The organism is Bacillus sp. HNG, from assembly GCF_003400205.1.
GTDB lineage: Bacteria > Bacillota > Bacilli > Bacillales > Bacillaceae_L > Ferdinandcohnia.
Genome location: NZ_QUQV01000027.1, coordinates 20,533 through 34,515, shown reverse-complemented (window position 1 = coordinate 34,515; position 13,983 = coordinate 20,533). Strand labels below are relative to the sequence as shown.

The following is a 13,983-nucleotide window of genomic DNA, read 5'->3' as shown; positions in this document are numbered from 1 at the left end:
CAACCTGTAAATCATTTAAAGAAATACAATTAATATCCATTAATTTTGGTGTGTCAACTATTAGGTGGTTATGAAATTTTGAGAAAAAGAGAGTATTCGTGAGATAAATTAACTTTATAGAGGGAGGTACCACATTGAGCTTAAAAGGATTTAAACTAACAGAAGAAAAGGTCCTCAAATTGAAGCCGATTATCGAAAAGATATTATCTCGTAAATACGGTAAGGAAGTAAATTTTGTGGAGTTATCAATAGGAAATATTAAGATTGATTCTAAAAGCAACTCAGAAAAAATGAACTGAGCAAACTAGCCTAGCCTTTCAAGTGGTTAGGCTTTTTTCAAAAATAAAGGTTTGGATAAAAAATTACGTAATTTATGTTAAGTATCGAATTTGAGATTAATGTCTATATTACTGCAAATAGGGAAAAGTTGTTCTTATCGAAACCTATTTAGTTTACATAACATCGACTTGAACAACCCAATTTGTAAGAATTTCGAGTTTTTTCGATATTTTGCTCAGCGTTCGGCTACAGCCTCTTTAGTTTGAACGGACTCTTTTATTTGTTCTTGGATCCAGGCATCAATTGTTTCGTGGTTAAATAATATCCGTCTGCGAACTCGGAAATGAGGAATCTGTTTCTGACGGACCATTGTATAAATCATATCTTTGTGAACACCTATGTATTCAGCAACCTCTTCGGTTGTTAAAGTATTTCGTTGCAAATGAATCACCTCCAGTTTAATTAGCCAGGGTTAATTCATTCCTTCCCCATTTTCTTCAGAGGTATAAGCATTAATTAGAATTTGATTAACTTCAACCCCGTAAAAATCAGCAAGTTTTTCGATAACCTTTTTCTTAGGGAAACGCTCATCATTTTCATATCTGCTAAGAGAATTAACGCTTATTCCAATATTTCGCGCGACTTCTAATTGAGTAAGATTCTTCTTAAATCGCAACATTCTAAGACTCTGCCCTATAGTAAAAAGCATGATGGTTTGCCCTTTCCATTTTCTGAACTTTATTTTATTAGTATCAAAGTCAGGTATTAAAGTAAATAACGTCTTTCATCTCTTCCAAGGGAATTTATAACTACTAGTTGTCATATCTTCTAATAACAAATTTGGTAGGAGATGAGTTAATTTGCAACTAACTTTTAAAGAAAAATTACCTAATTTAGTAAGTGGAATTATAAACAAGATCTCAATGGATGTTGATTATGAGATTAAAGAAGTCGGAAATGACATCGAGATTTTTGGGAAGTTTATCGTTATAAGAGAAATAAAGAATGAAAATAGGATAACAGAAATTAAGGACTGTATCCCTATAGAAATAACGATTGCAAAGAAATATCTGATTAAAAAAACAAAAGAGGTCTCTCTTCGCTTAGAAGGATTTCACTTTGAATTTGAAGAGGATATTACTGTTATATCGGGTGAAATAGAACTATCTAATGTCGAAGAGACGGAAGATAAATACGAGGAATTCGAATTTATTATAGAGGAGACAATCAATTCATGAATTAAATCGGGATGGATTATCCACCGATTCTTTGGAATGGGTCAATTCTTTTTTAGTTTTTAGTCCTAAAAGCTGTTAGATGCCCCTGTAGGCGTTTTTTATGACTGATAATATAAAACCGCTAGACTAATTCAAAAAACGTCATATCAACAAAGGTGGAAGTAGGTGGAGTGGGTTTAATACTTTCCTTGTAACTGTTTATTCCGACATTAAATAATCACATTTCTGTCACAGTATGGGAAAGGTTTAACCTTCTACTTATAGAATTTTTGTAAGTAGGGGGATGATAAAATGATAGCCAATACTGAAATTAAGGAACTAACTGCAATTCAGGAAATTAAATCAATGGTAAATTTGACAGTAGCTGAGATGGCAAATGGTGAAATTGATGTATTTGTGCTACCGAAACAGGGGGGCATCAAGGGATAAGATTCACGAAAGCAGGTAATAAAGACGATATTGTAGCTGAAGCATTAAAGGAATTTGAAGATGAAAATAATGTGAAATTAACATGAAATAAGTCCTATCTCTTAATCGAGGTAGGGCTTTGTTTTATTAATATTTTATTTGTAGGTTCAAGTCTTATCCAACAATATGAGAATATTCCTAGGGTGCTGGATAAATGGAATAACCTAAAGGAATGGGAACGAAACTGGGAGCAACAACTTGAAGAGGAAAAGAACGGTCCAGACCACGAATATAAACAGCATAATATCGAGTTATTAACGGAACAATTAAAGTCCATCAGGAAGGCCGTAAAAGAGATTGGGAAATGGATTTAAAATATGCAGGATTTTATGCGGAAAATGAGCACTATGGAAAACTGCTGGGTCCTCTCAAACCTTGTGATCATGAAAATTATTGAAATAGAGTATTGCAACCCTAAAAATTTTGTCTGTTTATAAATTAACAACCCACCTCATCTGGTAGGTTGTTAGTAAGATATATTAGTAACCAAAATTGTTATATTTTCTTTAGACGTTCATAAAAAATCTTTTTCTTTTTCTCAAATTCTTCATTTGCTTCCAAAGTATTTTCTTTTTGATTCGGTTCATTAATATCTAAAGCTAAAAAAAGATCTGCTTTTAAGGCATTAAATAATATACTTGCCTCATCAAAGTTTATATCCAATACATTTTGTATAATTTCTATAGACTTTTCTTGAATCAACCAATTTGGAAGAGGTTCTATTGACTTACGAAAGTAAGAAATGAGCTGTATTAATATCGATTGCTCATCTGAACTTACCGAGACTTGTTTAAAAGCTTCTGTAGTCGATTTCAATACTGTTGTTATGTACCCAATTGGATTATCAATATCTTTTCTTGCAGTCATTTTTTGCATTAGTTCTAGTACGTTTTCCTGGCCATATTTTTCCCAATTCCTAATTAAATCATCAGAAATTGATATTCCTAACTTTAATGCAAGTTTTTTCATCTGATTACTAAAGGACTCTTCAATTTTAGTATCCTCCAGGTTACCCTCGAACAACGATAGTTGCTTATCGATATTGTTATTTTTCTTCTTAGACGAAATTATAACAAATTTTATTTTCTCCACTCGACGACCAATTTTAATCTCTTCTATCTCAAAAGAAATATCGGTTTTTTTATTTAATTCTTTTTGTGCCGGAATTAAAACGCGTTGTTTAAAATTTCCGTAAGCTGGATATATATCTACTGCACCTACCATCTTCCTTAGTTCTAATAACGGCAATGTTCGTTCCCGGATCTTCTCGTACTGTTTCAAGAGTTCATATAAACGAATAGCATAGGTACTTTTTAGTTTAACGACATTTTCTAATTTATAACTTGTAAATTCCTTTTTTAAATGTAGTAAATATGGTCTTAAAAAAGGGTCAAAACGGATATCAATGGTCCCTTCTGTCTCGTTGTATGCTACAAAACTTAGCCAGGCTACCTGTATCACCTTTTTATCTATACGGACTTCAAAAACCTTTTGCATTAGTTCTTTAGTAATTTGTCTTAATTCCGTATATTTTGGATTACCTTTAAGACCTAAAAGTTTATTAAACTCCTTTATTGATAAAGTATAAGTCTTAAAGTCTGAATCTGTTGGTTGGATATTACTTGCTAAACACAAAATGATTTTTTGCTCAACGACACCCAACTTATAGTTTGCCTCTATTAGCATATTCGATTTTGTTACTAAATTATTTGGACTTGCCTCAACCATTTTTGTATCTATCATGTTATATCCCCTTCCCTAGTTCAATTATGACAAAAACTTAAGTATAACAAAAGTATTTTTTTGTTACACAAGACTCATTTATCTAAAAACCATTTTTGTTATGGTTGATAAACCAAATTTGTTATAGTTAAGACCATTTTCGTTATCGTTCAACCAAATTTGTTATAGTTAAGACCATTTTTGTTATGGTTGATAAACCAAATTTGTTATAATTAAAACCATTTTCGTTTTGTTTAGAACCAAATTTGTTATAGTTAAGACCATTTTTGTTATATATATGATTGTCGAAATAGCATGAATCCTAGTTTTATTCATGTCGAAAACAATAAAACAATAAAAACATTTAAAATATAATAAGTAAAACAACAAAACAAGATTATTATGTGTAACATAAATTGATATATTATTTAAATCAATCACTACTAACACAAGTTAAAAGGATCTAAAGATGTGTAAATGAATATGATATATATCGATATTCAACATTTCCCAACATAGTTTATGCTATGTAGAAAAGTAATTGCAGTCCGTTTTAGTTGTAAAACATGGGAGATAGGTACTAATAAATGCAGTAGTTTATCTTCAATCAATAAACGTTGGAAGAAAAGAAGAAATAAACATTTATAGTAGGAGTAATTTTATGAATTTTCGAAAACAGTTGGAAAAAGTCATTGATACCAAAGGATTGACTGATGACACGACACGCGCACGGAATAAAGTTACATGATACAAAATACGAAAAAAACGAGAAAATGATAAGTTTTGATAAGGTTAGTGAAAAAAAGTTGATAAAAAAGTACAAAGTTTAATATAAGAGTTCATGTAGAGAAAAAGGTAAATTACTTCAACTTTCCTCCACTTCTCAACTATTTTGTATTAAATTGGACATAAGGAGAGGGTTTATAAAACGAGGAGGTTGTGGCACTGAAAAAACAGGTTGTAGACATGGAGAAGGAACATACGATTGAGAGGTTAGATGGCTTCATCCAGGATACGGACGAAATTTATAAAGATATTGAGAAGCTTGAAAGTATTAAAAATGCAGAGGAAAAAAGAGTTGCAATAAGTGAAATAAAAGAAAAATATAGATCCTTAAAAGACAATTTAACATCGGACTTAAAAGACTTAGGAAAATATGAAACCGTCGGTATCGCTTCACGTTTTTACTTGCCAGCATTATGTGATATGCTGCATAACTCAGTACTTTTACCAGTAAACCAGGTAGCCTTAAAAAATATTAGTAAATTACATAGTTCTTTGTACGATATCCGGGACTATGCGAACTATTGGAAACACCAATTAGAAGGATTTAAAGTTGAGTAATTATTGTATATCAATGTATATGATATTCAATATTTCTCAACATAGTTAATATTAAGTTGAATTACAAAATATAAAAAACCCCATTACGATGAGGTTTTAGAGATAAGTATACTTAAGGTCATATGCATTATTTTATACATTGCTGATTTATCAACGTTTTGCGTGCAAATAAAAATTTATTTCCTGAATTTTTACGTATAAAATCGTGCTAAATTTTGAGGGTGAAACGGTCCCATCACCCCACATATTTTTTATAAACAATTGCTGCGGTGATTATTGGGGCTAGTGTCCAGACAATATCAGATGCTATTGATAATATGTCAGATGGATTTCCGATCATTTGAGAGACTCCCTTCGTGCTTTTATAAAGCTAATACGAATTAAGGTAAATATAAGTTTCATCTAGTCTCTCGGTTAACTATATAGAACATTAGCCCTATACTTTTCGAAGATGGGGCCTTTTTAATTTGAAATTTTAAAAGCCCTCACGCGATGGTGGGGGCTCACACTATTTGTTAACTTATTTTATTCCTTTGTTCGACTTGATAATTGTGTAGCGCTATGTTTAATCTTTTGATGTCATTTACAGATAAATCAACAAACTCTACACCATATGAAACTAACTTTCCTTTAATATGGTCTTCTCTTCTGATGATTTTGCCTTTCAAATCGAATTCTTCACCTTGGAAAGTAAAGTTTATTTTCATTAAAATATTGTATTTAACGGGAAATTCATAAGAAGAATGAAATTTTAGTCTGGTATGTCAACACTAAACTAGACACTTTTTTTAGGGTGTATCTTTTTAAATTCAATGGGACTTAGATAGTCAAGGGTTCCATGAATTCTTTCATTGTTAAACCATCCCACATAATCACTTAATTTACTGTGTAGATCTTCCAAGCTTTCAAATGTTTGCCCCTTACAGAATTCTGTTTTAATTATCTTAAACGTGGCTTCAGCTACTGCGTTGTCATAAGGACAGCCTTTTAAGCTTAATGAACGCTGTATTTCGAATGTGTCCAATGCCTCGTCAATTACTTTGTTTTTGAATTCACTTCCACGGTCTGTGTGGAACATACGAATCTTTCGTAAATCACCTTTAATCGTTGATAAAGCTCGATACACAAGCTGGGCATCTTTATTTGGACCTGGACTAAATCCAATGATTTCCCTATTGAAAAGGTCGACAAATAAACATATATAATGCCACGAATTTTGGACCCTTACATATGTCAAATCGCTCACTACAACAGCTAGGGGAGTATCCTGGTTAAATTCCCTGTTTAATTCATTTTTTACCGCTGACTCATTAGGCTTTTCAACATGTGGTTTAAACTGGGCAACGGTGTATTTAGATACAAGTCCATTTTCGTTCATGATACGGCTTATACGTCTTCTAGATACCTGTAAACCTAGTTTTTTTAACTCATGTTTAATCTTACGAGTTCCATAATTCTGACGGCTTTTATGAAATATCTCAGTAATAGTAATGGTCAATTCATCATCCTTGTTATCTCTAGCTTTTGCTTCATAATAATAGGTACTTCTTTGGATTTGTAGGACCTTACACATTGCTGATACAGGGTACTTGTGGGCATTTTGCCTAATCACATTTACCTTCGTCCGATTATCAGCGCTGCTTGCTTTAAAATATCGTTTTCCATTTGTAATCGCTTATTTTCTTTTCGTAGTTCAATTAGTTCATTTTCTTCTATTGAACGATTGTCTTTTTCTTTGAATGAACCCGTTCCTTGGCTTTGGATAATCCATCTATCCAAGGCAGAAGCAGTTAATTCATATTCCTTTACAATGTCTTTTCTTGACTTACCACTTTCATATAACTTCACCATTTGTGCCTTGAATTCATCAGTAAATGTACGTCTTGATCCCATATTATCAGTCTCCTTAACTGGTACGTAGCAGACTACGAGCGAAGTGTAAGTATCCGTAACTTGACATGGAGCCTCTGTGGGTATGCTTGATCCAGCCAGGCAACCAGCTCTCAAAGGGATCGCTGGCTTGCCAAGCAGGCTAGCATACCCACCCCTCCTTATAAAGTTACTAGTATCACTCTTTCCCGTTCTTATAGTTGATATACTTAATTCTCTATCAGTCTGCTAGCCCTTAATTTTTTTGTCCAGCTAAGTGTAACCTATCCACAGAAGGCACTTGAAGCAAAGGCAAACTCAATTCTTTACCGGTTAGAAGAGTTTTTAGGTAATGAAGCAACATTTAACATCTTTGCACAAGACCCTCATCCAGAATTAGACTTTGAAAGGTGGATGAAGGAAGGCAAAGTAATTATCTTAAGAATACCGAATCGGAAGTTAGGACCAATACCGACAAGAACGCTAGCACATTGGATAACGCTCAAAGTGTTTATGACAAAGTTACTCATGGATCCAAACGAATCTAAAACTTTTATCGTATTTAATGAACCTCATCAGTATTTGACTGAAGGCTTAAAAAACTTAATGCAAAGGATTTTATTAGAAGGACCTAAATGGAGATTAGCGGGGCTTTTTGCTTTCCACCACTTCAAACTACTAAAACATGGTTTAGACGATGATATTCGTGCTGCAGGAATCAACTGGTTCCTATTTGCCAATGATAACAAAAAGGTATATGAGGATTTAGCAGAACAATTAAAACCGACATTCGATGTTGAAACAGCAATGCAGACAGAGGCTTATCATGCGATTGTCATAACAAGATTTAACGGAAAAAGACAAAGCCCATTCTTAATGAAAGCTCTAGCTCCACCATCCCAACGCTATCCGGAATACGATAATTCGTTTTTAACCAAAAGGCATGCAAGACAATATGGCCGCCATTGGAGGGAAATTGAAAAGATTATCGCACAAAAAGAAGATATGAACTTTGGAACTTAATGAAAAAGTTTAGTGAAACATGCATATTTTCTATGTGGGGGAGCATATGCTTTATTGCAAAGCGCAGCTTGCAAAAAGCGTCTGTGGGGAAATACTGCTCTCTTCTAAAAAGAGAGTATTTTTTATTTCCTTGCGACCTATTTCCGAAATAAGTCTTAACTTGAAACTATATAGAATAAACACTTAAATGCTCCCATAGATTTTTATAAACCAAAAGTACAGGGGGTTATAGGGTGGTATGGAATAAAATTGATAAGATAAAAAAGGAACAAGAGAGAGAAAAATGGCACAGAGAATGGAATATGTTAGAGAAGTTTTTACAAACGTTCTTTTCACTATATCCGGTTGAAACGATAAAAGATCGTCTAATCAAAAGTGCTGAGAATAAATACGGTTTAGATGAATTTAGAACAGAGTACAGAACTAGTGATGCACAATTGGATAAGGAGAAAGATGAATTTATTAAAATAACATATGAAGACGATAAACCAATTATCAATTTGTCTGTCGAATGCTTATTCTGCCTTCATAATAATAAAGAATACCTTTCTACAACGCCTACTTACAAAAGAATAAAAAAAGCAATGAAACGAGATTTCGATATTAAAACAGATGGTAGAACGGAATATGGGGATTTCACATTAAGCTTTTATAAGGTTTATAGGTATTAGTAGCACTCTCTTTTAGAGGGTGTTTTTTTTGTGTGGTGGTGGTTTTCATTTCTTATCAAAACAGTTAAAATATAAGACAATGAAGAAAAGAAGAAAACAACGTTGGAAGATTGGAGGTTTAGATATGGCAATTACTATCACAATGGGAATTCAAAAAGGTGGATGTGGTAAATCAACAACAACTGGGATTCTTGCGCATTTACTAAGCAGAGACGGTTATAAGGTGCTAGCGATTGATATGGACTCACAAGGTAATTTAACTGAATTACTGGCTGAAAAACCTTCTAATGATTTTCTAGGTAAATCTGTACTAGAAGCAATGCAACATAACAACGTAAGAGAATACATATATCCGATAAATGAAAAGTTAGACTTGCTCGCAGCAAATAACTTTCTTGCTACATTCCCTAGATGGATCTATACAGGTAAAACGTATCAAGGAGAGAGTATTCCCTTTAAAGGAAGTCCAAGTTTAATATTGGACAAAACCCTAGAACAAGTCAGTGACGAATATGATTTCATTGTAATAGATACACCACCTTCATTGAGTGAACAAACGACTAATGCATTATGCTCCAGCGATTACGTTATAGTGATGTTTGAATGTTCAAATTGGTGTTATTCTGCAGTACCTAATTTCATGGATACAGTAGAAGGAGCTCGTGAGTTTGGAGAAAAAGGTGTAGAAGTTTTAGGGATCTTAAGAACAATGAATGATGTACGTAGAAGTGACGCAAAAGCATTTAATGAATTAATTGCAGAAGATTATCCAGAAGAAGTATTTGATACGATCATTACAAGGAGAGCTCCTACAGGTCGCTTAGCGTTGTATGGATTTAATAAAAATGCGGAAATAAGACAAGCATTAGAACAATACGAAGATTTTTATAAGGAGTTGTTGAGCCGTGTCGAAAGTAAATGATATTAAAAATAAAATGCGTAGTCAAAAAACAATAAGTCCAACTTTTGCATTAAACGAAGAAGTAGGGAATGAAGAAAACAAAGAAGAAATAAACGTTCCAAGAAAAGAAGAAAAGAAGATAGAGAGAAAGCGCGTGTCATTCGATTTACGCACCGATCTGCACAAGGAATTAAAGATGCAGTCCTTATTACAAGAGAGAAATATCTATATATTGATAGAAGAGGCATTAGAGAAATATCTAGACGAATTAAAGTAAAATTCGAAGGAATTTACGAAAAAACGTAGCTATTTCGTGAAAATGTAACTGTGCGTTACGAAAAACCATGATTTTCCCTTGTATATTATCGCCGATTTGGCTATAATAAGTTTGAGGATGAGATTATATCCGGTGTAGACGGGTGGCTCTACACTCCCGCGTAGGGGACGATAAAGATACTACGATATATCCAGTACGGGGATTCCTTCCTGGTACCGACCACCTTATTTTTTAAAAATTTAACAAATAATGTCGAATTTAAAGTATAATTGACCTTGGGCTTGTTTCCAGGGTCAATTTTTCGTTTTAGGGGAAATTAAGAAATGTTATCAGTTACAGATTTACTTACGATACAGAAAAAACCAAATATAAAAGACGTTTCCCTTCAACTATTCCAAGAGTTTTACAAGGAACATTTATGTGGAAGAGTTTTTCATTTTGAATTAGATGATACCGATAGACCATCGATTAAACTGCGTTTCAAAGAAGAAAACCTGTGTCACTTATTAGGGATTCAATACATAGTGGCTAAGCTTAAAAATAAACATGAGTATGCTGGTAAAACAGGTTATCAAAAGCTAGAAAATGGAACGCTCACTTTTGACTTTTTGAAAGCTACAGATAGGACATGGTTCAAATCAAAAAGAAATCGAATGCTGTATTTTCCATTTGTACATCAAATTGTTCAAAACCCAACAGTAATTGTCTTTTCAAATGACGGTTTAAACACAAATCTTGATGTTGATATTATTCTCTATAACCATTTAGATAATACATATTTGCATTTGGGATTGGATAAAGATCCAGATTCAGATTACTATTATCCAAAGAGTTTTTACGACCGCAAGAAAGATGACCATATATCAGGAAGAGTGCAGCTACCTGTTAAACATATTAATATAGAGATTGATTAGGCTCCCATTTCGGGAGTCTTTTTTTATTTTATAGTAATTTTTTATGATTTTTATAATTCAACATAAGATAAATTATGTTGAATTATGAATTCCTAAAATCCTATTAAAATGAAGTCTTGGGATTGTGCTAGTCAGTTTTTGAAAAAACATTATTTAATAAAAAAACAACATTGGAAGAAAAGAAGAAAACAACGTTGGAGGATTGGAGTCGTGACTGCCACCAGTAAAAGCTTCCTTTCCGTCGACCGTGACAATCTTACAATGATCCCGATAATTCCAATTAGATAAAATCCAGGGAAAGCGTAAAGGAAATATTGTCCGGCATTCTATCCCTGCTTCCACCATCTGAAGGATTTTTTTCGCGGGAATTTTTTACTCCCCCAACCATCTCTAATAAAACGAACCCGAACTCCATTTACTGCTTTTTCAATCAGCAGTTCTGTGATGCGATTACCTATTTGGTCATTCCGATAGATGTAATATTCCAGATCAATGGTTTTTTGGGCTTTTTGTAGGGATTCGATGAGTTGTTCATATTTTGCTATTCCATTGTTTAGTACGTGGACTTTGCCGACTCGAAGCCCGCCTACAGTAAAATACCTTAAAGCATCGGCGATTATCGATGCTGAATCAGTATATGTATCAGGTAATTTATCAGACTCATTATGAGAAGAGGTCAATCTTTTCCGATGAATAATCTTGGGATTTGATGTGCTAAGATATAGCCAGAAACCAATGATAGGCAAAACAAGGACGATTATTATCCAATTCAAAGCCTTGGCAGGACGACGAACTTCCCAAATAGCTATGAATAACATAAAGAACGTATTTAACAGGTATAGATAAAAAATCCACTCCAACTAAAATTCCCTCCTTAGTTTTTCCATTATCATGTACAAACAATGTACACCATGTAGAAGTTTTATAACAACGAAAAGCAACGGTTTCAAAAAGGGATTATTGCCTTTTGCTTTGGGCATCTTCCAATCCATTCTTTACATTAATTAAGCCACTACCAAATTCGTGATCAGTTCCAGGGATTCCTAAATCATAAGTAGAATTCTTAATAATGTCTATTACTTCTTGGTTCGTTAAATTAGGGTTTACTGAAAGCAAAAGACCTGCTAGTCCTGCTACATGTGGTGAAGCCATAGAAGTACCTGAAAGGGCAGCATACTGCTGGTTAAAATAGGTGCTCGGAATTTGAACTCCGGGAGCTGCAACATCGATATAATCTCCATAATTTGAGAAAGGGGCACGTTGTCCGGTGTAACTTACGGCGGCGACACTTAGAACCTTAGAAAAAGCAGCTGGATAGCTCGGCTGCATAGTATTTTCATTTCCTGCTGCAGCAATCAAGACAACATTTTTACTGTATGCATAATCGATTGCCCCTTTTAAAAGGGAAGAATGCTGATAATTGCCTAAACTCATATTAATGACATCGGCTCCATGATCCACTGCCCAAAAAATCCCTTTTGCTATATCAAAGGTCGTCCCATGCCCTTCGGCACCCATTGCTTTTATAGGCATAATTTTGTTATACCAAGTGATGCCTGCAACACCTTCATGGTTGTTTGTTTCTGATGCAATGATTCCTGCTACATGGGTGCCATGCCCGTTGTCATCATCAGGGAAATTATTATTCAACAGTACATTATAACCATTTGTAATTCGTCTTCTCAAATCAGGATGGTCCAGATCAACGCCAGTGTCTATAACAGCAATAATGATATGTTCATCCCCTTTGGTGATATCCCAGCCTGCTTCTGCTTGAATTGCCGATAAGTTCCATTGGTATTGTTCTCTATATAGCAAATCATTAGGAAGTCCAATTTGATTTTGCAGATAAAGATAATTGGGTTCAGCAAATTCAACCATAGCCTGTCTGTTAAAATATTCAATAAGTTCCTTGGTCGAAAGCGTATTAGAACGAAATACAATCGTAGAATTTAGCTTTTTAATGATAGTGCCATTTATCTCCTGTGTTATCCTTTTTATTTCCTTTGTTGAGGGAAGAGTCTTGAATGTAACGTTTACTTCTTTCTTAATATAATGACTCTCAGTTTTTTCATTGTGTTTAATTAGAAAAACGGAAGGATCATTTTTTAATTGATTCTTGATGGTTTGACCCATGGAAAGGCTGTTTATTTGAAGAACATTTTTTTCGTTTTCAACATTTTGGACATTGGTTATAGGGGGATTAAATTTGTTTTTGACAGCAACTGTTTTATTTTCGGGATTCTCTTTGTTTCTTGTATTTGGTACTATGAATAATAACCCTATGGATAGAAGAATAAGTACGGAAACAGTAACCAATAAGGACTTTCGTAATTTTGTCATGAGACACCTCTATAAATTTGTTATTAGAAAATGCTGCAATATTAGTATTAAATTTCTTATTAACATCCTTGAATCTTGATACATAAAGAACACCGTTTGAGAACAAACGGTGTATAAACTTATTCATCAATAGTATCTGGATCTGTTGCGTCTTCAGGATCTTCAATTGATTCTTCTGTATCAGGGGTGACATTATGTTCATCAATAGTATCTGGATCTGTTGCATCGATCGGATCTTCAATTGGTTCTTCTGTATCAGGGGTGACATTATGTTGATCAATAGTATCTGAATCTGTTGCGTCGATAGGATCTTCAATTGGTTCCTCTGTCCCTGGAGTTACATCCTCCGGTGGTGGATTATTATCGTCATCTCCATTATTACACCCTAATAACAAGAAAATTGAAAGAAAAACCGTTGATAAAAGTTTCATCCACTTAAGATTCATCTTACCGCCGCCCTTTCGAATGTTGTAAATTCTAAATTATTTTCTAGGTTGGTTAACAACTAACCAACCTTTTGTCTCGCATAACTATTGTTGTTTTACCTAGAGTTTATTCTTCTTGAACACGTGTTCTTTTATTGTATTACATTACCTCTATATGGATCTTGACTTTGCATGTAGTTAGAAAATTGCTGAACCGATTGTTGAATAGTTTGTGGAGTTTCTTTTTCCAAACCGTACCATCCGTTTTTAAACATTAAGTTATATAGATTGCGGTGACAGTCTTCTGTTTCTTGGGAAACAGACGCTATTGTACGATACAACGATTCATGGCTAGCTTCTTTTAATGCAGTCGAGTATGAGGAAGATATATATTTTTCCGTAGTTAAGGCATCGTTTAGAAAATCTCTATCGTTCATTTGCGGCGTCTTAGGGACTGGTGTTTCAGGATTTTTAATCCTGTTTGGAGTATTATTTTCCACTATAGTTTC

The 13,983-nt window shown here is 33.8% G+C and carries 17 protein-coding genes and 1 pseudogene; 10 read left to right on the top strand and 8 right to left on the bottom strand.

The features are described 5' to 3' along the window. Positions 1–134: 134 nt before the first annotated feature. Complete coding sequence (locus tag DZB84_RS25110; protein WP_189655354.1) at positions 135–299, top strand: hypothetical protein; 165 nt, start codon at positions 135–137, stop codon at positions 297–299. A 215-nt stretch (positions 300–514) separates the two neighbouring features. Here the strand turns inward: DZB84_RS25110 and DZB84_RS23605 are convergent, their stop codons facing one another. Beyond that, positions 515–721, bottom strand: a complete 207-nt coding sequence (locus tag DZB84_RS23605) for a helix-turn-helix domain-containing protein (RefSeq protein ID WP_116354745.1) — start codon at positions 719–721, stop codon at positions 515–517. 30 nt (positions 722–751) lie between these two features. Then, a complete protein-coding gene (locus DZB84_RS23600; protein ID WP_116354744.1) occupies positions 752–988 on the bottom strand; it encodes a helix-turn-helix domain-containing protein in 237 nt (78 codons plus the stop codon). A 151-nt stretch (positions 989–1,139) separates the two neighbouring features. On the opposite strand from DZB84_RS23600, the gene DZB84_RS23595 reads away from it, so the two are divergent. The 3 genes from DZB84_RS23595 (at position 1,140) to DZB84_RS25100 (ending at position 2,299) form a co-directional block, all read left to right on the top strand. Next, positions 1,140–1,517 (top strand): hypothetical protein, encoded by a 378-nt coding sequence (locus DZB84_RS23595; protein ID WP_116354743.1) that lies wholly within the window; start codon positions 1,140–1,142, stop codon positions 1,515–1,517. Positions 1,518–1,808: 291 nt separating this feature from the next. Further along, complete coding sequence (locus DZB84_RS25105; protein ID WP_189655353.1) at positions 1,809–1,946, top strand: hypothetical protein; 138 nt, start codon at positions 1,809–1,811, stop codon at positions 1,944–1,946. A gap of 182 nt (positions 1,947–2,128) precedes the next feature. Then, the gene (locus DZB84_RS25100) at positions 2,129–2,299 is read left to right on the top strand and encodes a hypothetical protein (RefSeq protein WP_189655352.1); all 171 of its coding nucleotides are present in this window, start codon (positions 2,129–2,131) and stop codon (positions 2,297–2,299) included. Between the two features lie 181 nt (positions 2,300–2,480). Here the strand turns inward: DZB84_RS25100 and DZB84_RS23590 are convergent, their stop codons facing one another. Further along, the gene (locus DZB84_RS23590) at positions 2,481–3,728 is read right to left on the bottom strand and encodes a replication initiation protein (RefSeq protein ID WP_116354742.1); all 1,248 of its coding nucleotides are present in this window, start codon (positions 3,726–3,728) and stop codon (positions 2,481–2,483) included. Positions 3,729–4,646: 918 nt separating this feature from the next. On the opposite strand from DZB84_RS23590, the gene DZB84_RS23585 reads away from it, so the two are divergent. Next, a complete protein-coding gene (locus DZB84_RS23585) occupies positions 4,647–5,051 on the top strand; it encodes a hypothetical protein (RefSeq protein WP_116354741.1) in 405 nt (134 codons plus the stop codon). A gap of 775 nt (positions 5,052–5,826) precedes the next feature. On the opposite strand, the gene DZB84_RS23575 is transcribed toward DZB84_RS23585, so the two are convergent. Continuing rightward, positions 5,827–6,944 (bottom strand): IS3 family transposase gene (locus DZB84_RS23575; RefSeq protein WP_116354739.1). Its coding sequence is split into 2 segments (ribosomal slippage): positions 5,827–6,701 and positions 6,701–6,944, totalling 1,119 coding nucleotides; the frame shifts between segments, so codons are not numbered across the junction. 390 nt (positions 6,945–7,334) lie between these two features. Between DZB84_RS23575 and DZB84_RS23570 the strand changes: the two genes are divergently transcribed. The 5 genes from DZB84_RS23570 (at position 7,335) to DZB84_RS23550 (ending at position 10,706) form a co-directional block, all read left to right on the top strand. Next, positions 7,335–7,943 (top strand): hypothetical protein, encoded by a 609-nt coding sequence (locus DZB84_RS23570; RefSeq protein ID WP_116354738.1) that lies wholly within the window; start codon positions 7,335–7,337, stop codon positions 7,941–7,943. Between the two features lie 233 nt (positions 7,944–8,176). Continuing rightward, positions 8,177–8,614, top strand: coding sequence for a hypothetical protein (locus tag DZB84_RS23565; protein WP_116354737.1), 438 nt, complete (start codon positions 8,177–8,179; stop codon positions 8,612–8,614). Positions 8,615–8,738: 124 nt separating this feature from the next. After that, positions 8,739–9,536, top strand: a complete 798-nt coding sequence (locus DZB84_RS23560) for a ParA family protein (protein WP_116354747.1) — start codon at positions 8,739–8,741, stop codon at positions 9,534–9,536. Beyond that, the gene (locus tag DZB84_RS23555; protein WP_116354736.1) at positions 9,520–9,792 is read left to right on the top strand and encodes a hypothetical protein; all 273 of its coding nucleotides are present in this window, start codon (positions 9,520–9,522) and stop codon (positions 9,790–9,792) included. The genes DZB84_RS23560 and DZB84_RS23555 overlap by 17 nt, the downstream gene beginning before the upstream one ends. A 323-nt stretch (positions 9,793–10,115) precedes the next feature. Then, positions 10,116–10,706, top strand: coding sequence for a PBECR4 domain-containing protein (locus DZB84_RS23550; protein WP_116354735.1), 591 nt, complete (start codon positions 10,116–10,118; stop codon positions 10,704–10,706). Between the two features lie 216 nt (positions 10,707–10,922). On the opposite strand, the pseudogene DZB84_RS23545 reads toward DZB84_RS23550, so the two are convergent. The 4 genes and pseudogenes from DZB84_RS23545 to DZB84_RS23530 all read right to left on the bottom strand — a co-directional run. Further along, positions 10,923–11,566, bottom strand: a pseudogene (locus DZB84_RS23545) (phospholipase D-like domain-containing protein); the annotation flags it as partial. A 97-nt stretch (positions 11,567–11,663) separates the two neighbouring features. After that, positions 11,664–13,049, bottom strand: a complete 1,386-nt coding sequence (locus tag DZB84_RS23540; protein WP_116354734.1) for a S8 family peptidase — start codon at positions 13,047–13,049, stop codon at positions 11,664–11,666. Between the two features lie 119 nt (positions 13,050–13,168). Further along, positions 13,169–13,495, bottom strand: a complete 327-nt coding sequence (locus DZB84_RS23535; protein WP_009336493.1) for a hypothetical protein — start codon at positions 13,493–13,495, stop codon at positions 13,169–13,171. Positions 13,496–13,626: 131 nt separating this feature from the next. Further along, positions 13,627–13,974 carry a spore coat protein gene (locus DZB84_RS23530; RefSeq protein WP_174752363.1) on the bottom strand — a complete coding sequence of 116 codons (348 nt, stop codon included), beginning with the start codon at positions 13,972–13,974 and terminating at the stop codon, positions 13,627–13,629. Between the last annotated feature and the right edge of the window lie 9 nt (positions 13,975–13,983).